The organism is Rhizobium sp. BK529 (assembly GCF_014194105.1).
Classification (GTDB): domain Bacteria; phylum Pseudomonadota; class Alphaproteobacteria; order Rhizobiales; family Rhizobiaceae; genus Rhizobium.
The window spans coordinates 46,518-70,844 of the sequence record NZ_JACIAU010000004.1 but is presented as its reverse complement, the minus strand read 5'-3'; the positions used below and the strand labels follow the sequence as shown (position 1 = coordinate 70,844).

Sequence of the window (24,327 nt, the reverse complement as noted above, 5' to 3'; positions counted from 1 at the left end):
GCCAGTCGATCATGGCATCTCGTGGTGACAATTCGAAAGCAAAGCCCGGCGCGCCTGTCGATGTCGAGCCGTTGCGGCGGGCCATAACTGGCTGCGTGCGCGCCATCGCGGGCGATGACCAGGTCGAAGTGGCCTTCGCCAATGAGCGTCCCGGCATGACGGGCGAGCGTATCCGCCTGCCGGAGCTTTCCAAGCGGCCGACGGCGCATGAGCTCGCGGTGACGCGTGGTCTTGGCGATTCCATGGCTCTGCGTATCGCCTGTCACGACGAGAGGGTCCATTCCAGCATGGCGCCGCAGGGCTCCGATGCCCGCGCGATCTTCGATGCCGTCGAGCAGGCGCGCGTAGAATCGATCGGTTCGCTCCGCATGGAAGGCATGGCCGCCAACCTGCGCTCGATGACCGAGGAGAAATACGCCAAGGCGAATTTCACCGGTATCGAACGGCAGGAAGACGCGCCGATCGGCGAAGCTGTCGCCATGATGGTGCGCGAGAAGCTCACCGGCCAGAGGCCACCGGCTTCGGCTGGAAAGGTTCTCGATCTCTGGCGTTCCTTCATCGAGGAAAAGGCGGGCAGCGAGCTCGACAATCTCTCCGGCGTCATCAACGACCAGCAGGCCTTCTCGAAAGTCATCCGCAATATGCTCTCGGCCATGGAAATGGCTGAAGAATATGGCGACGATGACAGCGATCCGGATGCTGACGATCAGTCCAATGAGGACGATCAGCCGACAGGCGACGAGCAGAACGAGGACGAGGTCGACGAGGATGCCGGCAGTGATGCCGCCCCTGTCGAGGACAGCGAAGTTGCCGACGAGCAGCTGGAGGACGGCGAGACGGAAGGCGCCGAAATCTCCGACGACGACATGATGGAAGAGGGTGATGACGATTCCGAGACGCCGGGCGAAACCCGCCGTCCTAATACACCCTTTGCCGATTTCAATGAAAAAGTCGATTACCACGTCTATACGGAGGAATTCGACGAGATCATCACGGCCGAAGAGCTGTGCGATGCCGCCGAGCTGGAGCGCCTACGCGCCTTCCTCGACAAGCAGCTGGCGCATCTTCAGGGTGCGGTCGGCCGTCTTGCCAATCGTCTGCAGCGCAAACTGATGGCGCAACAGAACCGCTCCTGGGATTTCGATCTCGAGGAAGGCTACCTCGATACGGCGCGTCTGCAGCGCATCATCATCGATCCGACACAGCCGCTCTCTTTCAAGATGGAACGCGATACGCAGTTCCGCGATACGGTCGTGACGCTGCTGATCGACAATTCCGGCTCCATGCGTGGCCGCCCGATCACGGTTGCCGCCACCTGCGCGGATATTCTGGCGCGCACGCTAGAGCGTTGCGGCGTCAAGGTCGAGATCCTCGGCTTCACGACCAAGGCCTGGAAGGGTGGTCAGGCGCGTGAGAACTGGCTTGCGAACGGCAAACCGCAGACGCCCGGTCGCCTCAACGACCTGCGCCACATCATCTACAAGTCGGCCGATGCGCCGTGGCGTCGGGCACGCACCAATCTCGGCCTGATGATGCGCGAAGGCCTGCTCAAGGAAAATATCGACGGCGAGGCGCTGATCTGGGCGCATAACCGTCTGCTGGCACGGCGCGAACAGCGCCGCATCCTGATGATGATCTCGGATGGTGCGCCGGTCGACGATTCCACGCTGTCGGTCAATCCGGGCAATTATCTGGAGCGGCATCTGCGTGCTGTGATCGAACAGATCGAGACACGGTCCCCGGTTGAGCTTCTGGCAATCGGTATCGGGCATGACGTGACGCGTTACTATCGCCGTGCCGTGACGATCGTCGATGCTGACGAACTTGCGGGTGCGATGACCGAACAGCTAGCCGAACTGTTCGAAGACCATGCCGCTCAGCCGCGCGGTAGCCGTCTGCGCCGCGCCGGCTGATACAACCTCGGAGAAACGATCCGTATGGCATTCGAAAACCTGTCTCGCGCGGCTTTGGTTGTGCTTAGCCTCGCGACGGGAATGTCGAACGCTTCTGCAGGCGAGGCTGCGAAGATCATCAGCCGCCAGATTTCGGATTTCCATATTGGTCGCAATGAGACCAGGTTCGGCCCGCTGGAGTTTGTCGGCGGCCTGGAGATGGTGTCGAGCAATTCGCTCTTCGGCTCGCTCTCTTCCATTCGCATGCGCCCTGACGGCAAGAGTTTTATCGGTGTGCTCGATACCGGGCACTGGCTGACCGGCAGCATCGAGCGCGATGCCAAGGGCAGATTGTTGGGCCTTTCGGGAGTCGAGATCACGCCTATGCGGGATCGCGTCGGCCGGCTCCATGAGGGCAAGGGGCAGATGGACGCCGAAGGCCTCGCCCTGGATGGCGACCGGATTCTTGTTTCCTTCGAGCAGGACCATCGTGTCGACGTCTATCCGGACCCTGGCTTTCTCGTTTCGCCCTCGGTTGCGACAATCGACATACTTATTCCCCAAGATGAGATGAGGGCCAATCGCGGTATCGAAACCATGGTCGTCGCGCCCCGATCCAGCCCGCTCAAAGGCGCCCCCGTGATAGTGACTGAACGCAGCCTCAATGAAGACGGCAACCGCCTTGCGGCCATTCTTGCCGGGCCGTTGAAAGGTCAATTCGCCGTAGCAAGGGATGGCAGTTTCGATGTGACCGATGGTGCTTTCGTGCCCGGCGGCGACCTTCTGCTGCTGGAGCGGCGCTTCAATATGTCCGAAGGCATCGGCATGCGCATTCGTCGTATCAAGGGTCGGGACATCAAGCCCGGTGCCGTCGTAAGCGGCGACCTGCTGGTCGAGGGTAACTTCAATTACAATATCGACAATATGGAAGGACTCGATGCCTTCCAGGCTGCGGATGGTACGACGCATATCATTCTGGTGTCCGACGACAATCACTCCATCCTTCAGCGCAATCTGATGCTGGAATTCCGGCTGGTCGATTGAGCGGCCGTCGAACGACTGTCATAACTCTGCGCTATCCGTCCGTCCCTTCGCGGATGTCACCCTTTCAGAGAGCGTATCATGCACATCCATATCACAGGAGCCTCGGGCTCCGGCACGTCCACGCTTGGCCTGGCGGTGGCCGAAACGCTCGGTATCCGTCATTTCGACACCGACCATTTCTTCTGGATGCCGACCGATCCACCCTTCACGACGAAGCGCGAGGCCGGGGCTCGCGTCGCGATGCTCCGGCAAGAGGCGCAGCCTGACGCCGACTGGGTGCTGTCAGGCTCGGCGCTGAGCTGGGGCACGGAATTCGAGCCGCTTTACGATCTGGTCGTCTTCCTGACAATCGATCCCATCGCACGTATGGAACGTATCCGCAGGCGTGAGGAGGAGCGCTACGGCGAACGGATCGGACCCGGCGGCGACATGGAGGTCAAAAGCCGCGAATTTATGGAATGGGCGGAGAGCTACGATACGGCGGGACCGGAGCGCCGCAGCCTTATTGCGCATAAGGAGTGGCTGAAGGTAGTGGCGAAACCGATCCTGCGGCTCGATTCCTCGCGGCCTGTTGGAGAACTTGTTGCGGAAGTGCTTCGCCACCCGGCCGTCATTGCAGGGCGGGCGCGCAGGTTGTGATTCCTCCGGTTGCGATCGCCGATAAACCTGCATGAACTGACTGCAGAAAGGTCTGCAGTCAGTTCACCAGCATTCATGGCCAGAGCGTTTTCCTGGATCGCTCGGCCAAAAATGATGCCCGCCAACGGCGTAAGATCCGGGGACTTGGCGATTTCGGTCCGTTCAAGGGTCGCTGGGCGACTTTACCGTGCCGCAACCGGCTGCATGGGGCGCAGAACGTTCATGAGCGCGCCATAGGGCAGCAGCATAATAAGGCCGACCAGCATCTTCACCACGAAGTCGCCAAGTGCCCAGGAGATCCAGCGCGGAGCTTCTGTCGAGAGAACTCCAAGGATCGGTGCGATTTCCAGTGCGAAGGGCTCATTCGGGCCGAGGAAGACGAATAAGGCTGCGAATGACAGCGAGAAGAACATTACCGTATCCAGTGCCGAGCCGATCAGCGAGCCGATGAGCGGCGCGCGCCACCACGTCTGGCGGCGGAGGCGATTGAAGACGGCGATATCGAGAAGCTGGCCGCCGAGATAGGCAGAGCCGGAAGCGATCGCGATGCGCGGCACCGAGGAGAAGAAGGACAGCGCCACACCGACGACAAAACCGGCAAAAACCACCTTGCGGGCAGCCTGCGGGCCGAACTGGCGGTTCGTCAGATCTGTGATCAAGAAGGCGATCGGATAAGAGAAGGCGCCCCAGGTCAGAATGTCGGCGAGATTGATGCCGGCAATCGTAGCGTTCAGCGGAAACTGGACGAGGAAATTGGAGGCGACGACGACGAGCGTCATCAGGGCGACATAGGCCAACGTATAGCGGGTCTTCAGCATTTTTTTATCCTGGGTGATGCCACCAGTTGGAGTAAAATTTAGGCCTAAAGGCTGGCAAAGCAAAAGGCCTGTCCGGATGTTATCCGTGCAAGCCTTTTGAAGCTTTCGAAAGACGTCGTCGAAGCTTAGGCTGCTACAGCAGCGGCTTCAGCGGTCTTCTTGACAATCTGACGGCGCAGCAGACGAGCGCGCATCGAAAGTTCGTTTTCGCTAGCCTTCAGCAGGAAGGCATCGAGGCCGCCACGGTGCTCGACGGAACGAAGAGCAGCAGCCGAAACGCGAAGACGGTAACGCTGACCGAGCGCGTCGGAGATCAGCGTAACCTGGCACAGGTTCGGGAGGAACCGGCGCTTGGTCTTGTTGTTGGCATGGCTGACATTGTTACCAGTCAGGACTGCCTTGCCGGTCAATTCGCACATGCGGGACATGGAACACCTATTCTTGTTTTTCTCGGGCCATTGGATGACAATCCGGCAACAACCAGCTGCGCAATCCATCAGGCCATGATTGGAAAGTTGCGGTTCTATAGTCAGACAGGCCGCGCCCGTCAAGCCAAACCTTGGCCTTTCCCGCAATTCTGTCAAAAAGCTGCTGTTTTCTTCGTGATGCGGCAGGAGTATAGACCGCAGTGCAAGGGCGCAAGCGGCCCCGGCAAGACAAGGCTCTCACTATGGCTCATTTTGGTAGACGGATACTAGTCTCGACATTTGCGGCGCTCCTGGCCTTGCCGGCTGGTGCAAACGAAATTCAGCACCGTACGGAATACAAAGTGGCTCTGGCTGGCTTGACGATTGCGCGGGCGGCCTTCCTGACAAAGATCGAAGACGATCACAGCTACAATATCAACGGTGATATCAAGTCGGCCGGTCTTGCCGATCTCGTGACCGACATCCTGGCCAAGACCAGCGTCACTGGTGTTGTGCGCAACGACCGACTGCAAGCGGCGAAATACGTTCTCTATTACAAGACCGGCAAGAAGGCGCGGACGTACGAAGTCAGTTACCGCAACGGCAATATCGTTTCGGCCACCACGACACCTGAGCCACGCCGGCCGAAGGAATGGATCCCGGTAACACAGAGCGATATGCGCTCCGTGCTTGATCCGATCTCGGGCCTCATCTTCACCGGCGATACCGATGTCTGCTCGCAGAAGCTGCCGATCTTTGATGGCGAGACGCGGATGGATCTCGTGCTTTCGCCGAAGGGCGACGAAGATTTCTCGACCGATGGCTTCAAGGGCAAGGCGACTGTCTGCGGCGTGCGCTTCATTCCGCGCTCCGGCTATAAGAAAGGCCGCAAGGATCTCGTCTACCTCAGCAAGAGCAATCGTATGGAAATCTGGTTTGCCAAAGCTGAGGCGGCAAATGTATATGCACCAGTCTATGTCCGCATTCCCACGGAATACGGAACTGTGACGATCACAGCTGTGAAATATAGCAGCGTGAATAGCTGACGGAGCCTTTGCAGTCTCCGCGAGGGGGACGGGTGAGGCTTCGAGCAACGTTGATCGGTTTTACGGCCATTCTCATGTGGTCGTTTCTGGCGCTTTTTACTGCCGCGTCGGGCAAGGTGCCGCCGTTCCAACTTCGGCCATCTGCTTTGCCATCGGCAGCGTTCCCGGCATTCTCGTGCTCGTCTTAAACCCATCACGGATCGCGCTGCTGAAGCAGCCGGCGAAGGTCTGGATCACAGGCATTGCGGGCCTGTTTGGCTATCATTTCCTCTATTTCACGGCACTCAGAAACGCGCCAGCGGTTGAAGCGGGGCTTATCGCCTATCTCTGGCCACTGCTGATCGTCGTCGGTTCGGCACTGCTGCCGGGCGAGAGGCTGCGCTGGTATCACGTCGTCGGCGCTTTGGCTGGGCTTTGCGGCACCTCCTGATCGTTGGGCGCAACGGCATCGATTTCGATGGCGCCTATGCGATCGGTTATGGCGCGGCCTTTCTCTGCGCCTTCACATGGTCCGGCTATTCGCTGCTGACGCGGCGTTTCGATGCCGTGTCGACCGACGTCGTCACCGGCTTTTGCCTCGCAACGTCAGTGCTTTCGCTGTTTTGCCATCTGGGGCTTGAGACGACGGTCTGGCCGGAAACAGGTTTCGAATGGATTGCGGTGGTTGGCCTCGGTCTGTTGCCGGTCGGTGCGGCCTTCTATGCCTGGGATTATGGGGTCAAGAACGGCGATATCCAGATTCTCGGCTCAGCAAGCTATGCCGCGCCGCTGCTATCAACGCTGATCCTGACTGTCTTCGGAATTGCCGAGCCGAGCTGGCGCATTGCGCTTGCCTGCCTGCTGATTACCGGCGGCGCGGTGCTGGCCGCGCAGGAAATGTTCCGCCGCAAGCCGCAAATGCAGCCGGTGGCGGAGCAGATTTAAGCGCCCGGTTCCCAACCCGGCGGCGCCATTTCGAATTTCGAGAATTCGAAGCCTGGCGCCACTGTGCAGCCGACCAGGGTGTAGTCACCCAGCGTTTCGGCCGATTGCCACCAGTTGGCTGGAATGATCGCCTGCGGTCGCTCGCCGCCGGCAATGTTCGTGCCAAGTGTCAGCGTTTCGCTATGGCTGCCGTCTTCGGAGCAGTGCAGTGCGAGCGGCGCGCCGGCATAGTAGTGCCAGACTTCCGCCGCGTCGTGGACACGGTGCCAGTGCGAGCGCTGCCCCTTGGTTAGCAAGTAATAGATCGCCGTCGAATGGCCGCGCTCGCCGCCATTCTCGTCGCGGAAGGTCTGGATATACCAGCCGCCCTCCGGATGCGGCTGCATGCCAAGTTCGCGGATGATCTCCTCGGGAGACAGGTTGCTGGCGGCCATGCTTTAGAAATTGTCCTTGCGCTTGCGGATCTCGGCGAAAACCTCTTCGTTCGTCTTGCCTTCCATCAGCAGGTTGCGGCGGATGGCGGGATCGGCCGCGCGCAGGAAGGGATTGGTTTCCTTTTCGAGCGCCAGCGTGGTCGGAATGGTGAATTTGCCTTCGGCGCACAGCGCCTCGATTTCCGCCGTGCGGTCTTTGAGACGCTGGTTGTCAGGATCGATGGTGACCGCGAAGCGGGCATTGGAGAGCGTATATTCGTGGCCGAAATAGACCGCGGTTTCGTCCGGCAGGACGGCAAGCTTCTGCAGCGAATGCCACATGTCTGCGGCCGGACGTTCGAACAGGCGCCCGCAGCCGAGTGCGAAGAGCGTGTCGGCAGCAAAGAGTAATTTGTCGTCGACGAAATGGTAGCAGATATGGCCTGCCGTATGGCCGGGCGTTTCGATGACGTTGACCGTATGGTCGCCGAAGAGGAAGCTGTCGCCGTCCCCCATCGTCTTGTCGAGGCCGGGGATGACAACCGCCTCGTTGACTGGGCCGATGATCTCGAGGCCGTATTGTTCCTTCAAGGCGAGATTGCCTTCCACGTGGTCGATGTGGTGGTGGGTCGTGAAGATATGGGTGATGTTCCAGCCGCGACGTACGGCAGCAGCTTCGACGGCGGCCGCATCGGGGGCGTCGATCGAGGCAGTCTGACCTGTCTCCGGATCATGGACCAGAACGCCGAAATTGTCGCTGCGGCAGAGAAAAACTTCTAACTCCAAAGGTTTCATTGCTCAAATAATCCCTTATCCTCGAACTGACCGGGAATGTAGAGGTTCCGGCCTTGAAGTCCAACCGGTCATTGATAACATTTGAGATAATGCACGCCGATATCGTCGATCTTCGTCAATTCTATCATTCCGAGCTTGGGCGCATGGCCGAGCATTCGATCGCCATGGCGCTATCGTCGCTCTGGGTCCGGCTGCCCCAGGAGCGACTTGTCGGCATCGGTTATGCCGTGCCGTTTCTCGACCGTTTCCAGGCCGATACGGAACGCACTTTCGCCTTCATGCCGGCGGGGCAGGGGGCTGTGAACTGGCCTGTTGGCTCGCTCTCTTCCACGGCACTCATCTTCGACGAAGAATTGCCGCTGCCGGATTCCTCGATCGACCGCGTGCTGATGGTGCATTCCCTGGAATTTGCCGAAAGTCCGCGCGAGACGCTGAAGGAACTCTGGCGGGTGCTGGCTCCGGGCGGACGGCTCGTTATCGTCGTGCCGAACCGGCGCGGTGTCTGGGCGCGCATGGAGCATACGCCCTTTGGCTCCGGCCGACCGTATTCTCGCGGCCAGCTCACCCATCTCTTGCGTGAGACCAACTTTACGCCGGGCGCCACAGCCGAAGCGTTGTTCTTCCCGCCATCGAAGCTGCGAGCTGTGCTGCGCTTGCGCAGCGGCTTCGAGCGGATTGGCCGAACCCTGTGGCCGGCTTTTTCCGGCGTCATCATCGTCGAGGCACAGAAGCGGCTCTACCAGGGCCTGCCGGTAGCCGCCCGCGCCTCCCGCCGCGTCTTCGTGCCTGTGCTTGCACCGCACGGGGTGCCGACAACACGCAGTCTCTAGAGCATTTCCTGGTTAGAATGCTGTAACCTGACCAGAAAATGCTCTAGGCGCTGCAGCCCTCGACAAAAACGCCATTCGGCTTTAATGCCACTCAAGTCTTTCGCCGGCTTTTCGGCGATTTCCGAGGTTGATCCATGAGCGTTGAGATGAGCAAGCCCGTTCCGCGTCCCGGTATTCTGGATATCGCAGCCTATGTACCGGGCAAGGAACATGCGCCGGGTGTCGCTCGCGTCTACAAGCTCTCCTCTAACGAGACGCCCCTCGGCCCAAGCCCCAAGGCGATCGAGGCCTTCAAGGCGGCCGCAGGCAATCTCGAGCGTTATCCTGATGGACAGGCGCTTGAACTGCGCGAGGCGATCGCCTCAGTGCACGGCCTCAACCCGGCAAACATCCTGTGCGGCAACGGCTCCGACGAGTTGCTCGGACTGCTCTGCCACGTTTATCTTGGTGCCGGCGACGAAGGCATCATCACTGAGCACGGCTTCCTCGTCTATAAGATTCAGATCATGGGTGCCGGCGCCACACCCGTCGTGGCCAAGGAAAAGGACCATACGGTCGATGTCGATGCGATCCTTGCTGCGGTGACAGACAAGACGAAGATCGTCTTCATTGCCAATCCGGGCAATCCCACTGGTACTTATATTCCGGTCAGCGAAATCCGCCGCCTGCAGGCTGGCCTGCCGAAGCATGTCATCCTCGTGCTCGATGCGGCCTACGCGGAATATGTTCGCCGCAACGATTACGAAGCGGGCATAGAAGTGGTTTCCTCGAATGCCAACGTCGTCATGACCCGCACCTTTTCAAAGGTCTATGGCCTTGCGGCACTGCGTGTCGGCTGGATGTATGCGCCGGCCGAGATTATCGACGCGCTGAACCGTGTGCGCGGACCTTTCAACATGAATGCGCCGGCAATCGCGGCAGGTGCCGCGGCGATCCGAGACCAGTCCTTTGTTCAGGAGGCCGTTTCCTATAATCACCTGTGGATCGAGAAGCTGACGAGCGCATTCGAGGCGATCGGCCTGAAGGTCACGCCGTCCGTCGCCAACTTCGTTCTCATCCATTTTCCCGAGGCCGACGGCAGGCGGGCGACGGATGCAGATGAGTTCCTGACGAGCCGCGGCTACATCCTGCGTGCGGTTCGCGGCTATGGCTTTCCGAATTCATTGCGCATGAGCATCGGCCCGGAAGAGGCTAATCGCGGCGTTATCGAGGCGCTCACCGAGTTCATGGGACACAAGGCATGACAGTGCAGTTCAACCGCATCACCCTGATCGGTATCGGCCTGATCGGCTCCTCGTTGGCTCACGACATCAAGCGATTGAATCTTGCTAAAGAAGTCGTGGTCGCCACGCGCAGCGCCGAGACGCTGAAGCGCGCCGAAGAGCTGGAACTTGGCGATCGTTATACGACCTCCTCGGCCGAGGCGGTAAAGGATGCCGATCTCGTTATCGTGTCGGTGCCGGTCGGCGCCTCCGAAAGCGTGGCGAAAGAGATTTCCGGAACCTTGAAACCCGGTGCGATCGTCACTGACGTCGGCTCCACCAAGGCTTCCGTTATCGCGCAGATGCAGCCGCACATGCCTGACAACGTGCACTTCATTGCCGGCCATCCGCTCGCAGGTACGGAGAAATCGGGGCCGGATGCCGGTTTCCCCGGGCTGTTTCAGGGACGCTGGTGCATTCTAACGCCGATCGAAGGCACCGATCCGGTGGCGCTGAAGACGCTTCGCAGCTTCTGGGAAGCGCTCGGCTCCAAGGTCGATGAAATGGATGCGCAGCATCACGACCGGGTGCTGGCGATCGTCTCTCATCTGCCGCATCTCATCGCTTACAATATTGTCGGCACGGCAGACGATCTGGAGACAGTGACGGAATCGGAAGTCATCAAATATTCGGCCTCTGGTTTCCGCGACTTCACGCGCCTTGCGGCGTCCGATCCAACGATGTGGCGCGACGTCTGCCTGCATAACCGCGATGCTATCCTGGAAATGCTGGCGCGCTTCTCGGAAGACCTTGCCTATCTGCAGCGGGCAATCCGTTGGGGTGAAGGCGACAAGATCTTCGAACTCTTTACCCGCACCCGCGCCATTCGTCGTTCGATCGTTCAGGCAGGGCAGGACGTGGATGCACCGGATTTCGGCCGCCCGCATCCGCTGGAAAAGAAATAGTCATGGTGGAGATCGCGAAGCCAGGCCGGACGGACATGGAATGGCTGCTTCGCGAAGACAATCATGTCGGCGAGGAATGGGTTTCTCGCTGCATCGATCTCGGCGAATATCTTGTTGCCCGTGAGTGGGGCGAGATCATCGGCTTCCTGCGCTTTTCCCGCTTCTGGGGCAGGATTCCGTATATGGAAATGATCTGTGTGCTGGATGGCCATCGCCGATCCGGAGTCGGGACGGCGCTGTTTCTTGCTTGGGAAAAGGAGATGCGCGAGCGCGGCGCACGTCTCCTGATGACGTCGAGTGAATGCGACGAAAGCCGGCCGCAGGACTGGCATCGCCGCAATGGCTTTTCCGAAACCGGTTCTATCGAGCTGCCGGGCATCCAGACGGTGCCGGAAGTCTTCTTCCTTAAAAAGCTCGTTTAGATTGGCGGAATCTTGCCGAGCGGAATGAAGCCGCTAACCGTCGCATTGCCGTGATCGACGACGAGATCAACCGAAACCTTGTCGCCGCCGCCCGCAAGGGCTTTCAACATCTTGGTTGCGGTGTCGACGGTCGAAGCCATATTGGGGAAAGTCTCCTTGAGGCTTTTGCCCCAGGGGCCGAGCTGCTCGATCTCCAGCTTGAATTTGCCCGAGAGGAAGCCGTTTTCGTCGAAGGCGAAGGGGCCGGAAACGGTCATCACCTTGCCATCGCCAATATCGGCGACAATGCGGCGAAGCTCACCCTGCGAGCCGTGGATGCCCTGCTTGTCGGTGCCGTCGATCATCCCCGCCTTGCCAGTCAGCGTGAGGTCGGCGCTGGCGGAGAATTTTGGGAAGACTTGCGGCCAATTCTTGACCACGGCGTTGGAGTTTTCGACGGAGATAACGCCGTCGAGGTCCGCCCCGTTCTGCCGAAGCTGAATTTCGGTGCGTTCAGCATCGAAATTGACCGTCTGCCCGGTAAATGAGGAAATAGCCACGGCCTTCAGCCCATCAATGACGGTCGAGGTGCGATCGATCCCATGCGCCTTGGTGACGAGGCTCGATTGCATATTGTCCCATTGGGCATTGACCGTCAGACCTTGCGCCGTGCGGATCTCGGCCGGTGCGTCGAGTTCCCAGACGATATGGCCTGGGGCGTAGACCTGAGCGGCGGAGCGGAGCGCGCCGAAGGTCGCGGAGATACCGTTGACATTGTCATCCACATCCACCTTCGAGCAGAACAAGCCGATGCGGAAGGGGAAGCCGCGGAATTCGATATCGGAGCATTCGCCGCTGACGGCTGCATCTGCGCGCGGCGCGATCGCTGTCAGCACCGTCTGTTTCAATGCGGAGGCGGCATAGAACCAGCCGCCTGCATAAAGAGCAATCACCAGGAGGATCGCGCCGCCCAGCAACCAGAATTTCCTACCGCTGCTGTATTGGCCGCTGCCGGATTGGCTTGACGCTGCCATGATGTTCTCCAATGGTGAGAGCGAAATCTGATTTTGATCTGGCGTGCGATATGGACGAATTTTGGGTATTTGGCTACGGCTCGTTGATGTGGAATCCGGGCTTCGAATTCGTCGAGCGATCGCAGGCCCTGGTTTACGGCTACAGGCGCTCGCTCTGTGTCCGTTCTTTCGTCCACCGCGGCAGCCGTGAAAATCCCGGTCTGGTTCTTGGCCTGGACAGGGGCGGGGCCTGCCGCGGCGTGGCATTTCGAGTGGCATCGGAAAAATGGGATGAGGTGATTGAGTATCTGCGCGCCCGCGAACTCGTTACCAATGTCTATCTCGAACGGCACCTGTCGCTGCAGCTTGCCGATGGCCGCAGCGCGCGGGCCGTCGCCTATGTCGTCGACCGTGCCCATGAACAATATGCCGGCGCGTTGGATGCGTTTGCCGCGGCGCGGGTCGTCAACGTCTCGGTTGGCCAGTCCGGTCCGAACGATGCGTATGTTTTTAATACACTCGCGCATCTCAAGGAAATGGGCATTCGCGACCAGTGGCTGGAACAGGTGGTCGAGGAAGTGACGCGGCTGCGCGCGGCAGCTTAGGCAGTGGCAGCCTTCACCTTCCGCAGTTCAGCCAGCCTCTCCATAGCGGTCGGTGGCAACGGCACATGCGGATTGCGCTCCACCGTATCGATCAGCAGTTGATCGCTGGCGCGTTCCGTCACGTCGATCAGGTGGGCGAAGAAGGCGTCGGGATCCATGCCAGGCATGATCGGCGGCAGGATCTGCACTTTGAAATGACCGGGATAGCGCATGGCGCTGCGGCGCGGCCAGAACAGGCCGGGATGCATGACGACGGGTACGACCGGGAGCTGCAGGTCGCGATACATGCGGGCGATGCCGTATTTGTAGACCGGTTCGGCTCCTGGCGGGCGCCGTGTGCCCTCGGGATAGATGATGAGCTGACGGCCGGTGGCAAGCTCTTCCTTGGTGCGCTTCAGCACTTCGACCATCACCTTGCCGCGGGCGCCGCGGTCGACGGGGATCATGCGCTGCTTCTTGGCGTACCAGCCGAAGAGCGGGATCCACATGAGCTCGCGCTTCAGGATGTAGACCGGATCGTCGAGGTTGGGCAGCAGCGCATAAGTATCCCAGAAGGACTGATGCTTCGGTGAAATGATGTAGCTGCCATGCGGCAGGTTCTCGAGCCCCTCGATCTCAAAGGTCGTTCCGACGATCACCCGCATCAGCCAGTGGTTCGAGCGCGCCCAGTTCTTGGGAACGCTGTAGGCGAGTTTGCGCGGAATGATGAAGTAGATGGGGGAGAGCACGATCATCCTGACGATCAGGTTGGCGTAGAAGATCGTATTGAACAGAACGGAACGCAGGGCGATCATGAAACTTTCCCGAGGCACGGTCACGTCGACCGACCTACACGATATTGTCCGTCATAAAAAGCGCCTGATTGCCGCTAGAGCGTCCTTTGTGCGTCCATTCGGACGCACAAAGGACGCTCTAAACTCTTTGAATCTACGCATCAGGCTTTCTGAAAATCGATTCTGATTTTCAGGCCGATGCTGTAGTGCCCAAAAGCCTCAGCTCTGGCTGGCCAGGCTGGCGGAACGCAGGCCGGTATGGCGCAGGCCAACGATGTTGCGCGCACTTGCCAGCAGCACCTTGGCATATTCAGCCAGCATGACGCGTAAGGCGTTCGGATCGGTGAACCAATCGCTCGTCTTCAGATCGGAATTGACAACGGGATAAGGAATGAACTGGATGTCGGGGTCCACATAGGCAAGCTCGGCGAGGCTGCGCGGCATATGATAGTTGTTGGTGACGACCAAGATGCTCCTGTAGCCCCTGGCGTGAATCCAGTTTGAGGCTTCCTCGGCATTGCCGATCGTATCGAGCGCGTCGTAACCGATGTCGACGCAGCAGGAGAAGAGATCGGCGGAGCCTTGTGTCATCCTGCGGATCTGGTTTGGCGTGGTGGAAGGATGCGCCCCGGATATCAGCAGCCGCTTGCCGGCGCCTTTCTGCAGAAGTTCGACAGCCTGGTCGATGCGCTGATAGCCGCCAGTCAGCACGATGATCGCATCCGCCCGTGGCTCGGCAGGTGGCTTTAAGGTGGTCACCGAATCAGCAAAGCGCAAAAAGCCGACGAAAATCAGTGCTGCGACCAGAACGCAGGAAAAGCCCACCCAGCGCAAAACGCGGCGGATTGGGCCGCGCCGCGATGGGACATTCACGGGGCGTTCAAGCTCCGGGTCCGGGCGAATCGGATTGCGTGTCGTATGGCCCATCGTCATGAATCGTGATTATACGCTGATTGCGGCGCAGAACAGACGCTTTCGTGGCAAAACGGCATGGCGCATTAATTCGGGATACCGTCCGCACGCGTCGGATCGGAGCGCAAGGTATCGATTTCATAGATCGTGCGCATAACGGTGAGCCGTGCGGTTAAGGTTGTCAGGAGCGCGATCACGATCATCGTCGCGAAGATGCCGAGATAGCCGAGCGCGCCAACTGAAAAGGTGCCGAACAGAGCCGTCGCCTGATCGGTCTCGGGTGTGGCTATCGTCCTGCTCTGCAAGAAGCCGGCGCCTGCGAAAAAGAGGGCGGCCAGTGCGCTGCCGATCGCTGAGCCCTTGAGGCTGATCTTCAGGAAATGCTTCTGGAATTCCGTCGCAACGAAGGAGCTTTCGGCACCGACGAAATGCAGCACTTCGACAATGTGGCGGTTGCCGGAGAGGACGCCGCGGGTGGCGAAGACTACCGTCAGCACCATAGCGGTAAAGACCAGCAGCAAGATGCCGGTGCCGATCATGACCGTGGTGCGAGCCATCGCAACCAGCCTGTCGACCCAGGTGCGGTGATCGTCGAGGAAAGCCTGCGGAATGCTTTCCTTCAGCAGGTCGCGCATTGCCGCAAAATCTGGCGGATTACTCTCGTCGATGGTGATGATGACCAGGCGCGGTACGGGCAATTCCTTGATATCCAGCCCGCTGCCCAGCCAAGGCTCGAGCAGACGCGCTGTGGCGGCTTCATCGACGATCTGGCCGCTCTTCGTGCCGACGAAGGTCAGCGCGATATCGCGGGCCTGAACGAGAGCCTTTTCCATATCCAGATTATCATCCGGCTTGATCTGAATGGTAATCTCTCGTGAGATTTGGCTTTCCCAGCTTGCTGCTGTCGAGCGGACCATACTGACGCCGCCGAGTGTCAGACAGGCGAGGAAGGCCATGATGGCAATCACCACAGTCAACGCATTGCCCTGAATGTTCGACGGCGGCAGGATAGGTGCCGTCGGGCGCACACGCATCTCCGGTCGCTTGGGCTGCTCGGCTGGAGCGGCGGTAGGCTGCTTGGTGCGGGTCCTGGTCGGCGTCTTAGTCATAAATATCGAGGTGCCCTTCCGAAAGGATCATGCGGCGGGCTTCCACCTGGTCCATCAGCGAGAGATCGTGGGTAGCGATCACCACGGCTGTGCCCAATCGGTTGAGTTCGAGGAAGAGGTTCAGCAGGCGCTTGGCCATAGGCGGATCGACGTTGCCGGTTGGTTCGTCGGCAAGCAGCACTTCCGGTCGGTCCATCAGCGCGCGGGCGATGGCGGCGCGCTGCTTCTCACCACCGGATAGCACCGCCGGCAACACATTGATGCGCTCACCGAGGCCGACCCATTTCAGGAGTTCTAGTACATCGGTCTTATAGGTGCTCTCGTCCTTGCCGCGCACGCGAAGCGGCAAGGCGACGTTTTCATAGGTCGTCAGATGGTCGAGAAGACGGAAATCCTGAAAGACGATGCCGACGCGACGGCGCAGCAGCGGCAGTTCCGGACGCGGGATTTCGGAGATGTCACGCCCGAACATGCGGATCAGGCCGCGGGTCGGCTGCAGCGACATGAAGAGCAGGCGCAGCAGCGTGGTCTTGCCGGCGCCGGACGGGCCGGTCAGAAACTGGAAGGACTTTTTCGGGATGTCGAAAGTCAGGTCCCGGAGGATTTCCGGGCCCATTCCATATCGCAAACCGACATTCTCGAAGTGGATCAACGGGCAGCTCAGTCTTTCGTGGTTTCACCGCATGACTTGTTAACCAACACCGTTAACAGCCGGTAAATTTTGCCGGAAAGACGCCCGTTTGATGGCGATCTTTGCGAAGCATTAACCATTGAAATTTACGACTGGGGTGGATTCGTTTCAATGCCAAGATTGTCTCAGGCAGCGAAACCATGTGGACATCCGAGAGGCCGCCACCATGGAAGCATCCTTCTTCAGACGACAGGCCGCCGGCCAGGCTTATGATTTTCTGCCGCCGGAACCGTCTATCCGCCAGGTCCGTCGCATGCCGCGAATGGATGATGTTGCGGATGCCGAGTTCGTCGTTGTCGGCAAGGCGAAGCCGCAAGGGACCCGTGCCGGAGTCCGCAATGCGAGCTTCAATGACAACAGCCGCCGTACCGCTTCGCCCAAGGCCCATCCGTCCGGTCCACTTGCCACCATCTCTGCAACCTTGCTCGGCACGGAGGTCTGGCTGCAACAGGCGTCGCTAAGAGGCTTTGCGGCACTGGTGATCTCGCTCTTCGTGCTGGTCTTCGGGCTTGCCGGCGGATTTTCCGGCTTGTCGCAGGGCGGAACCTCTCCGACCGATACGCTTCATTTCTCCCATGTGACGATCACGCCACGCGATGCCAATGGCATGCGCATCCTGCTGATCAACGGCATCATCGAGAACGATAGCGGTGTGACACAGCAGGTCAGGCCGATCCGCGCCGATCTCGTCTCCGACGAGCGGCTGACGGCCAGCATCGTCATCGAGCCGCCGACGGATGTCGTCTATGCCGGCCAGAGCCGGGGTTTTTCGGCCCGCGTACAACATGCCGGCGGCAAGCTGCCGGAGGTCCGGCTTTCCTTCATGCCTTGATAACCGGCAGGCGTTTTTAGGTTCGTCGGTGGCAAAAACCTGTCCTTGCGGGGTGTTTCGGCGGAATTAATGTGCTAACGGCTTACCCTTCATTTTATGGAGCAAGTCTTTATGCCTGTCGTGCGCGGAAAAAACATCGAGCCGCTCTTCACCGCCGAGCAGATCGCCGAGCGCAATCATTCCATGGCGCGAGAGATCGCCGCCGGGCCGACGAAAGATCTCCTGGTCATCGCCGTACTCAAGGGCTCTTTCATTTTTGCCGCCGACCTGCTGCGGGCCCTGCACGATACGGGCCTTGCTCCCGAAGTCGAGTTCATCACGCTATCGAGCTATGGCACTGGCACGGTTTCGCAGGGCGTGCGCATCGTCAAGGACATCGACAGCGACGTGAAGGACCGTGATGTCCTGCTGATCGACGATATCCTTGAATCTGGTCGGACACTGCTATTTGCCAAGGAACTCCTGTATGAGCGTGGTGCGCGCAACGTCACCATCGCCGTGCTGCTCGACAAGAGCGTGAAGCGCAAGGAAAAGCTGGAAGCAGACTATGTCGGCTTCGAGTGCCCCGACTATTTCGTCGTCGGCTACGGCATGGATGTCGCCTATGCTTTCCGCGAACTGCCCTTCGTCGGTGTGGTTACCGGCGACGCGTGAGCCGTCTCGCTTCAAGACGGCTTGTTAACCATTTCGCCGATCGGCTTGGCATGTTTACCGATCGCTAGGGAACCGCATGCGATTTCCGTCGCGGGGCATGACGACGGAGCAATGCACAGATGGCAAAAATTCTGATCACGGAAGACGAGGATTCCCTTCGCACTTTCGTAGCCCGGGCACTACGCCTTGACGGTCATGAGACCGATGAAGCCGCCGATGGGGCGGAGGGGCTGGAGAAGCTGAAGGGTGGCAGTTACGACCTGCTGCTCTCCGATATTCGCATGCCGGTCATGGACGGCATCGAACTTGCACATCAGGCCAAGGACGCCTTTCCGGCGTTGAAAATCCTGCTGATGACCGGCTATGCCGAACAGCGCGAACGGGCCGACGACCTCGCCGAAAAGATCGTCGATGTCGTGCCTAAGCCGTTCGCCCTGCCGGATATCCGCAAGGCGGTGGCACGAGCTTTGGTGGCTTAACATCTTGTGGCACGGGCGTGCCTCTGGGCACGCCAACTGCCTTTCATTTTCTCGGCATCACTGAATATCCAGCAGCCGCTCGAGATACTGTCGCTCGATCGCCTGGGTTGGATTGTTGCCGAGCTTTTCGCGGATCGCGTCCAGGATCTCCCGGGCACGCTGAACATCGATCTCGTCGGGTATCTTCACATCATTGTTCATGTCAGGCCCATCGGTCTGGCGTGGACGGCCAAGCGGATCGCGGCCGTTCTGGTTGCCCTGGCCGAGCTGCCCGTTCGGGCCTTGCTGTCCTTGCTGGCCCTGCTGTGCCTGCATCATCTGGCTCATCATGTCGCGAGCGCCCTTGCGCAAGGCTTCGAGCGCGCGGCCCTGGCCTTCCAGGGCGCTGCTGCCGTTGCCCTGGCCGAGGTCGCGGCCGGCGCCCTCCATCTCACGCTGGGCCTGACCGAAGCCTTCGCCCGGCTTCATACCCATATCGCCAAGGCTCTTCTGCAGTTCCTGCAGTTGCTTGCCAAGCGCATCCTGTTGCGAACGAAGCTGCTTTAACGCTTCGCGCAGTTGCTCTGCCGTCATCTGGTTCTGGTCGCCCGGCTGGCCTTGCTGCTGCTCCTGGCCCTGCTGTGGTTGCTGCTCGCCTTCCTCGCCCGGCATCATTTCGTCCATGTTGGGATCGCCGCGTTGCATGCGGTCGCGGAGCTGCTGGTCGAGGCGGAAAGTTTGCTCCATCAGCTTCTGCTGGTCGCGCAGGATCTGGCCGAGCTTGTCCATCTGCTGCGTCATCTGGCTGTTCTGGTTCTGCTGGCCGCGCTGCGGACGTGCCGTCTGCAGGTTGTTCATCAGTCGCTGCAGATCTGAGAGCATCTGCTGGGCAGCGTCACGATTGCCTGACCGGGCCAGATTCTCGATCTGGTCCAGCATGCGCTGCAAATCCTGCTGGCGCAGGAAATTCTGGGCATTCTGGTTCGGTTGCTGCATGGGGGCGTTCTGCAGGCGCTGGGCGAGCTCGTTCACATAGTCCTGCATTGCCTTGCGAAGCTCGTCCATCAGCTTCTTGATTTCGGCGTCGGGCGCATTGCGGTTCAGCGCATCGGCAAGGTTCTGCTGGGCATCTCGCAGCCGCCGCTCGGCAAGCGAGAGATCACCCTCCTCGATGCCGAGAGCGATATCCCAAAGATATTGCGCCGTATCCTTAAGCTGCTCGTCGCCTTTGGCAAGTTTCATGCGGGCGAGCGCGGATTCGATCAGCAGATAGTGGGTCGTGTTGGGGATGGTCTCTTCGGGCCGGATCGTCAGCGCCTCGTTGAGGGCAATCGCTTCCGGCATCTTGCGGGTATCGAGCGCAAAGGTCTGGCGCTCTTCGGCAACGGCGGCGGCAAGCGGCTCGCTGAAGGGGCGCGATGGCATGACCATTTCGTAGGGCGGGCTGCGGCCGGTCTGGCCTGCGGCATCCTTGGCGACGAGGGTAATGCGCACTCGCTTGCCGGCGAGCGGATGTTCCGTCAGGTTCTTGCTTGTCAAGCCCTTGCCGTCGCGCGCATTGCGGCGGGGAATATCGAGCTTGAATTCGGGCAGCGGATAGAGCGGCGTGGCCAAGGGGTCGGATTCGATCGGGACGATCTCTGCGTGGGCTTCCTGCACGCCGTAATCATCCTTCATCGTGAAGCCGATTTCCAACGCGCCGTTAACGGCGCGGCGTGGCATGCCGTCAAAGGCGATTTCCGGCGCCTTGTCAGGCAGCACATTGAAGCTCCAGGTGCGCCCATTTGCCTGCAGTGCACCATCCTCCTCAAGCTTCATGATGTGCGTCTGCGCCATCGATTGAGACGCGGCGGGAGCGCCCGAAGCCTGTTCGGCATTGGTGTTTGCGATTGGCTGCTGTGGCCGGCTGTCATCCTGAACGGCGATTTCTTCGCTTTCGCCATTGGCTTTCCTGAAGATCACTTTTTCGGCCGACTGGCCGCCGCTGACGCGTACCGTGAGGCTGGAGAACTGCGGAACGCCAATCGGCGCCTGCTCGCTGCCATCGGCCGTCAGATAGATCGGCGGCCGGCCGGTATAGGCAGGCGGGGTTACCCAGGCGTCAACGCGCACAGCGGGATTGCTCGTTACCTGAGCGGGAGCAGGCTGAAACGCATCGGCAATGGAGCCGCCATTGATCGACAGGGAATAACCAAAGGCGCTGACGACGAGCAGTGCCGGAATGGCGCGCAATGCGAAGCGGTCGTGCCGGGCAATATCGGGTCGCGGCAAACCGGCGTCCAGCGTCGCGATCTTCCGCGCCATGCGCGTCTGGTGTTCGCGCCACAAGGCGCGGGCGAAAGGCGTGTCGAAGGCTGGCTCATCTTCCTGCACCATGACCGGCTGGTGCGGCAGGCCGTTGCGCTCTTCGAGCATGCGATCGGCTTCAACCACCTGTGGCCAGCGAAGCTTGCGGAATGGCAGCAGCGAGGCGACCAAACCGGCGGCAAAGGCGATCAGCAGGATGATGCGCAGCCAATCCGGTACGACGCGAAAGACGCCGAACCAGGAGGCGGAGAGATAAATTGCAACGATAGAAAGGACCGGCACCGCCAGCGGAAGGACTTGCTCAGCGAAAAGCACGATGCGGGCTAGGAAACGTTTTGCCGCCACCAGCCGCGCCAGAGAGGGGTGAAGCGCGAATGCGCCTTTCTTCTTCTGCCCTGCGGGGCTTGTCATCAATCCGGTCTCCGCGATCTGGCGTTCAGGGAACACAGGGCCCTTCCGGCGATTGCTGGGCAATACGCTCGCGAAGGAAAAGGATAACACTCTTTGTGGCGAAGGCGAGGGCGAGGCCCCCCGAATACCAGTTTTTCGCCTTTGGTAGCCAAAAAGTGATTGCGACTTTCAGTCCAGCCAGGCCGGAACGGAATCGAGACCGATCAATTCCGAATAGGTGCGGCGTGGGCGAATGACGTGAAATTCGTCGCCGTTGACCAGCACTTCGGGCACCAGCAGGCGGCTGTTGTAGGTACCGGCCTGGACCGCGCCATAGGCACCGGCGGTGCTGACGGCCTGGAGGTCGCCCGGCTTCGGGGCTGCCATTTCGCGGTCGAGGGCGAGGTAATCACCCGTTTCGCAGACGGGGCCGACGACATCGGCACGGATGCGCGGAGCGTTAGCAGCCGAAATCACCACCGGCTTGATCTCATGATAGGCTTCATAAAGGGTCGGGCGGATGAGGTCGTTCATCGCGCCATCGACGATCACGAAAGTCTTCTCGCCGCCATCCTTCACATAGAGGACCTCGGTGACGAGGATGCCGGCATTGCCGACGATCAGTCGGCCGGGCTCGGTGATGATCTTACAGTTCAGCCCGCGAAGCTGGTTCTTGACGATTGCGGCATAGGCGTCCGGCAAGGGCGGCGGATTGTTGTCGTCCTTGTAGGGAACGCCGAGCCCGCCGCCGATATCGACATGGTGGATCGTGTGGCCATCGGCGCGCAACGTATTGACCAGATCGTGCAACAGCTTGAAGGCATCGTCAAAGGGCTGTAGCTCGGTGATTTGGCTGCCGATATGCATATCGATGCCGGTCACTTCAATGCCTGGCAAGCTGGCGGCGCGGGCGTAGATAGTGCGGGCACGCTCCCAGGAAATGCCGAACTTGTTTTCTTTCTTGCCGGTCGAGATCTTCGCGTGCGTGCGGGCATCGACATCGGGATTGATGCGGAAGGAGATGGGAGCCTTTTTGCCGACACGGACGGCGCGCTGGTTGAGGATTTCGAGCTCCGGTTCGGATTCGACGTTGAAACAGTAGATGCCGGCTTCCAGCGCATAATCCATCTCATGCGGGGTCTTGCCGACACCCGAGAACATGATGCGGCTCGCGGGAATACCGGCAGCAAGCGCGCGGCGCAGTTCGCCCTCCGACACCACATCGATACCGGCGCCGAGCCGACCGAGTGTTTTCAGCACGGCCTGGTTCGAATTCGCCTTCATCGCGTAGCAGACCATGGAATCGATGTCGCCGAAGGCTTCGGCGAATACCCGGTAATGGCGCTCGAGCGTCGCTGTCGAATAGACGTAGAACGGCGTGCCGACCGCCTTGGCGAGGTCAGGAACGGAAACATTCTCGGCGTGGAGAATGCCGTCGCGATACTCGAAATGGTTCACAGGAGTCTGGCCTTAGAGAAGGGGATCGAGAATAAAAGGCTTGTCGACGGAGCCTGGTTGTTTCGTCGGCTTGGAAAGATCGCCGCCCTTCGTCGCGTTGGCGCTCGGAGGATCAAGATCACCCTTGCGGCCGCATCCGGCAACGGCAAGGCCGATGACGGCAAAAACCACCGTGAGGCGGATGAAATGCGGCAAGCTCGTCTGCATGGATATCCTCATGTCGGGCACTGGCTGGCACCTTCATAGCGAAGTTTATCAGCCTTGTGCACCCTGATTGTTGAAGCTTCGTGCTCAGCGCATTTCCCGATGGTGAACAGGTTTTCGCTTTGCCCGGAAATGCATTAGTTGCGGGTACGCCAATAGGCTATCTGCTTCTTGACTTCCGATGGTGCGGTGCCGCCGAAGCTCTTGCGGCTGGCGACGGAGGCTTCGACCGTCAGCACGTCATAGACCTTCTCTGTAATGGCCGGATTGATCGCCTGCAGATCGGCAAGCGAAAGCTCCGAAAGATCGCAGCCCTTGCTTTCAGCGAGTGCCACGGCACGGCCAGTTACATGGTGAGCGTCGCGGAATGGAAGGCCCGCCTCGCGCACCAGCCAGTCGGCAAGATCGGTCGCAGTCGAATAACCGGATCCGGCTGCTGCTTTCATTCTGGCCGTGTTGATCGTCATGTCGCGGACCATGCCGGTCATGGCGGCGATCGCCAGATCGAGGCTTTCGGCGGCGTCGAAGACCTGTTCCTTGTCTTCCTGCATGTCCTTGGAATAGGCAAGCGGCAGGCCCTTCATAATTGTCAGCAAGGCGATCAGCGAGCCGTTGATGCGGCCGGTCTTGGCGCGCACCAGCTCGGCCGCGTCCGGATTCTTCTTCTGCGGCATGATGGAGGAGCCGGTCGAGAAGGCGTCGGAAAGGCGCACGAAGCCGAATTGCGGAGTCGACCAGATGACGATTTCCTCGGCAAGACGCGACAGATGCACGGCGCAGATCGCGGCAATTGCCAGGAATTCGATAGCGAAGTCGCGATCGGAGACGGTATCGATCGAATTGCGGGTCGGCTCGCGGAAGCCGAGAGCCTTTGCCGTCATGTGGCGGTCAATCGGATAGCCGGTGCCGGCAAGTGCCGCCGCACCGATCGGGCTTTCGTCCAGATGTTCAATAGCATGGCGAACGCGCGAACGGTCGCGGCCGAACATTTCGACATAGGCCATGCAGTGGTGGCCGAACGTGACCGGCTGGGCGGTCTGAAGATGCGTGAAGCCGGGCATGACGCTCTCGGCATGTTCCTCTGCACGGTCGAGGAAGGCTGCGATCAAATCGGTCAGCATCGCCTCGGTCTTCTGCAGCTCTTCCTTGACCCACAGGCGGAAATCGAGCGCTACCTGGTCGTTGCGCGAGCGGGCCGTATGTAAACGGCCGGCGGCCGCACCGATCAGGGTCGCAAGCCGAGCCTCGACATTCATGTGAATGTCTTCGAGCTGGCGCGAGAATTCGAAATTGCCGCTTTCGATTTCTGACAGGATCGTGTTTAGCCCGTGAACGATCTTGTCCTTATCGTCTGATGAAATGATGCCCTGATGGGCGAGCATTGTAGCGTGGGCAATCGATCCGCGGATATCCTGGGCAAACAGCTTCTTGTCGAAACCGATCGAGGCATTTATCTCCTCCATGATCGCATCGGGACCGGAAGCAAAACGTCCGCCCCACATCTGGTTGGAGGATTTGGTATCCGTATTGTCCTCGGCCATGGAA

25 protein-coding genes and 1 pseudogene are annotated in these 24,327 nt (G+C 59.9%); 13 read left to right on the top strand and 13 right to left on the bottom strand.

Features of this window, described 5'->3' with window-relative positions:
• The first annotated feature begins 11 nt into the window (after positions 1-11).
• The 3 genes from cobT to FHX08_RS23075 all read left to right on the top strand — a co-directional run bounded on the left by cobT (position 12) and on the right by FHX08_RS23075 (position 3,575).
• Entirely contained in the window at positions 12-1,913 is a 1,902-nt protein-coding gene (gene cobT / locus FHX08_RS23085) for a cobaltochelatase subunit CobT (RefSeq protein WP_132655596.1), read from the top strand.
• A 24-nt stretch (positions 1,914-1,937) separates the two neighbouring features.
• Positions 1,938-2,936, top strand: a complete 999-nt coding sequence (locus FHX08_RS23080) for an esterase-like activity of phytase family protein (protein WP_132655594.1) — start codon at positions 1,938-1,940, stop codon at positions 2,934-2,936.
• A gap of 75 nt (positions 2,937-3,011) precedes the next feature.
• Positions 3,012-3,575 (top strand): AAA family ATPase, encoded by a 564-nt coding sequence (locus FHX08_RS23075; protein WP_184327741.1) that lies wholly within the window; start codon positions 3,012-3,014, stop codon positions 3,573-3,575.
• Positions 3,576-3,757: 182 nt separating this feature from the next.
• On the opposite strand, the gene FHX08_RS23070 is transcribed toward FHX08_RS23075, so the two are convergent.
• Together FHX08_RS23070 and rpmB are read right to left on the bottom strand one after the other, a co-directional pair.
• Positions 3,758-4,393, bottom strand: coding sequence for a VUT family protein (locus FHX08_RS23070; protein ID WP_132655590.1), 636 nt, complete (start codon positions 4,391-4,393; stop codon positions 3,758-3,760).
• A gap of 125 nt (positions 4,394-4,518) precedes the next feature.
• Positions 4,519-4,821: a 50S ribosomal protein L28 gene (gene rpmB / locus FHX08_RS23065; protein ID WP_112545549.1), complete on the bottom strand. Its 303-nt coding sequence runs from the start codon at positions 4,819-4,821 to the stop codon at positions 4,519-4,521.
• A 242-nt stretch (positions 4,822-5,063) separates the two neighbouring features.
• On the opposite strand from rpmB, the gene FHX08_RS23060 reads away from it, so the two are divergent.
• Complete coding sequence (locus FHX08_RS23060; protein WP_132655588.1) at positions 5,064-5,846, top strand: DUF3108 domain-containing protein; 783 nt, start codon at positions 5,064-5,066, stop codon at positions 5,844-5,846.
• Positions 5,847-5,878: 32 nt separating this feature from the next.
• A pseudogene (locus FHX08_RS23055) lies at positions 5,879-6,770 on the top strand (DMT family transporter).
• Here the strand turns inward: FHX08_RS23055 and FHX08_RS23050 are convergent.
• On the bottom strand, positions 6,767-7,189 hold the full coding sequence (locus FHX08_RS23050) for a cupin domain-containing protein (RefSeq protein ID WP_132656279.1): 423 nt from the start codon (positions 7,187-7,189) through the stop codon (positions 6,767-6,769). The pseudogene FHX08_RS23055 and the gene FHX08_RS23050 sit on opposite strands and share 4 nt — an antisense overlap.
• Positions 7,190-7,207: 18 nt before the next feature.
• A complete protein-coding gene (gene gloB / locus FHX08_RS23045; protein ID WP_132655586.1) occupies positions 7,208-7,978 on the bottom strand; it encodes a hydroxyacylglutathione hydrolase in 771 nt (256 codons plus the stop codon).
• Between the two features lie 53 nt (positions 7,979-8,031).
• On the opposite strand from gloB, the gene FHX08_RS23040 reads away from it, so the two are divergent.
• The 4 genes from FHX08_RS23040 to FHX08_RS23025 all read left to right on the top strand — a co-directional run bounded on the left by FHX08_RS23040 (position 8,032) and on the right by FHX08_RS23025 (position 11,397).
• On the top strand, positions 8,032-8,808 hold the full coding sequence (locus FHX08_RS23040; protein ID WP_132655584.1) for a class I SAM-dependent methyltransferase: 777 nt from the start codon (positions 8,032-8,034) through the stop codon (positions 8,806-8,808).
• 146 nt (positions 8,809-8,954) lie between these two features.
• A complete protein-coding gene (gene hisC, locus FHX08_RS23035; RefSeq protein WP_184327655.1) occupies positions 8,955-10,052 on the top strand; it encodes a histidinol-phosphate transaminase in 1,098 nt (365 codons plus the stop codon).
• The gene (locus FHX08_RS23030) at positions 10,049-10,975 is read left to right on the top strand and encodes a prephenate/arogenate dehydrogenase family protein (protein WP_132655580.1); all 927 of its coding nucleotides are present in this window, start codon (positions 10,049-10,051) and stop codon (positions 10,973-10,975) included. Before hisC ends, FHX08_RS23030 begins: the two co-directional genes overlap by 4 nt.
• 2 nt (positions 10,976-10,977) lie before the next feature.
• Entirely contained in the window at positions 10,978-11,397 is a 420-nt protein-coding gene (locus FHX08_RS23025; protein WP_132655578.1) for a GNAT family N-acetyltransferase, read from the top strand.
• On the opposite strand, the gene FHX08_RS23020 is transcribed toward FHX08_RS23025, so the two are convergent.
• Complete coding sequence (locus tag FHX08_RS23020; RefSeq protein WP_132655576.1) at positions 11,394-12,410, bottom strand: DUF2125 domain-containing protein; 1,017 nt, start codon at positions 12,408-12,410, stop codon at positions 11,394-11,396. The two genes, FHX08_RS23025 and FHX08_RS23020, sit on opposite strands and share 4 nt — an antisense overlap.
• A gap of 50 nt (positions 12,411-12,460) precedes the next feature.
• On the opposite strand from FHX08_RS23020, the gene FHX08_RS23015 reads away from it, so the two are divergent.
• Positions 12,461-12,994 carry a gamma-glutamylcyclotransferase gene (locus tag FHX08_RS23015; protein ID WP_132655574.1) on the top strand — a complete coding sequence of 178 codons (534 nt, stop codon included), beginning with the start codon at positions 12,461-12,463 and terminating at the stop codon, positions 12,992-12,994.
• Here the strand turns inward: FHX08_RS23015 and FHX08_RS23010 are convergent.
• The 4 genes from FHX08_RS23010 to ftsE all read right to left on the bottom strand — a co-directional run bounded on the left by FHX08_RS23010 (position 12,991) and on the right by ftsE (position 16,440).
• Complete coding sequence (locus FHX08_RS23010; protein ID WP_132655572.1) at positions 12,991-13,788, bottom strand: lysophospholipid acyltransferase family protein; 798 nt, start codon at positions 13,786-13,788, stop codon at positions 12,991-12,993. The genes FHX08_RS23015 and FHX08_RS23010 overlap by 4 nt on opposite strands.
• Positions 13,789-13,986: 198 nt before the next feature.
• Positions 13,987-14,700, bottom strand: coding sequence for a YdcF family protein (locus tag FHX08_RS23005; protein ID WP_184327654.1), 714 nt, complete (start codon positions 14,698-14,700; stop codon positions 13,987-13,989).
• Between the two features lie 65 nt (positions 14,701-14,765).
• The gene (locus FHX08_RS23000) at positions 14,766-15,713 is read right to left on the bottom strand and encodes a cell division protein FtsX (RefSeq protein ID WP_409527417.1); all 948 of its coding nucleotides are present in this window, start codon (positions 15,711-15,713) and stop codon (positions 14,766-14,768) included.
• Between the two features lie 67 nt (positions 15,714-15,780).
• Positions 15,781-16,440: a cell division ATP-binding protein FtsE gene (gene ftsE, locus FHX08_RS22995; protein WP_132655566.1), complete on the bottom strand. Its 660-nt coding sequence runs from the start codon at positions 16,438-16,440 to the stop codon at positions 15,781-15,783.
• A 205-nt stretch (positions 16,441-16,645) separates the two neighbouring features.
• Between ftsE and FHX08_RS22990 the strand changes: the two genes are divergently transcribed.
• The 3 genes from FHX08_RS22990 (at position 16,646) to FHX08_RS22980 (ending at position 18,444) form a co-directional block, all read left to right on the top strand.
• Complete coding sequence (locus FHX08_RS22990) at positions 16,646-17,311, top strand: hypothetical protein (RefSeq protein ID WP_132655564.1); 666 nt, start codon at positions 16,646-16,648, stop codon at positions 17,309-17,311.
• A gap of 111 nt (positions 17,312-17,422) precedes the next feature.
• The gene (gene hpt / locus FHX08_RS22985; RefSeq protein WP_132655562.1) at positions 17,423-17,965 is read left to right on the top strand and encodes a hypoxanthine phosphoribosyltransferase; all 543 of its coding nucleotides are present in this window, start codon (positions 17,423-17,425) and stop codon (positions 17,963-17,965) included.
• A 119-nt stretch (positions 17,966-18,084) separates the two neighbouring features.
• Entirely contained in the window at positions 18,085-18,444 is a 360-nt protein-coding gene (locus FHX08_RS22980; RefSeq protein WP_132655560.1) for a response regulator, read from the top strand.
• A gap of 57 nt (positions 18,445-18,501) precedes the next feature.
• Here the strand turns inward: FHX08_RS22980 and FHX08_RS22975 are convergent, their stop codons facing one another.
• The 4 genes from FHX08_RS22975 to argH form a co-directional block, all read right to left on the bottom strand.
• Positions 18,502-21,141 carry a TIGR02302 family protein gene (locus FHX08_RS22975; RefSeq protein WP_132655558.1) on the bottom strand — a complete coding sequence of 880 codons (2,640 nt, stop codon included), beginning with the start codon at positions 21,139-21,141 and terminating at the stop codon, positions 18,502-18,504.
• 168 nt (positions 21,142-21,309) lie between these two features.
• A complete protein-coding gene (gene lysA, locus FHX08_RS22970) occupies positions 21,310-22,578 on the bottom strand; it encodes a diaminopimelate decarboxylase (protein WP_132655556.1) in 1,269 nt (422 codons plus the stop codon).
• 12 nt (positions 22,579-22,590) lie between these two features.
• Entirely contained in the window at positions 22,591-22,785 is a 195-nt protein-coding gene (gene lptM / locus FHX08_RS22965; protein ID WP_132655554.1) for an LPS translocon maturation chaperone LptM, read from the bottom strand.
• Between the two features lie 134 nt (positions 22,786-22,919).
• Complete coding sequence (argH, locus tag FHX08_RS22960; RefSeq protein ID WP_132655552.1) at positions 22,920-24,323, bottom strand: argininosuccinate lyase; 1,404 nt, start codon at positions 24,321-24,323, stop codon at positions 22,920-22,922.
• Positions 24,324-24,327 lie beyond the last annotated feature (4 nt).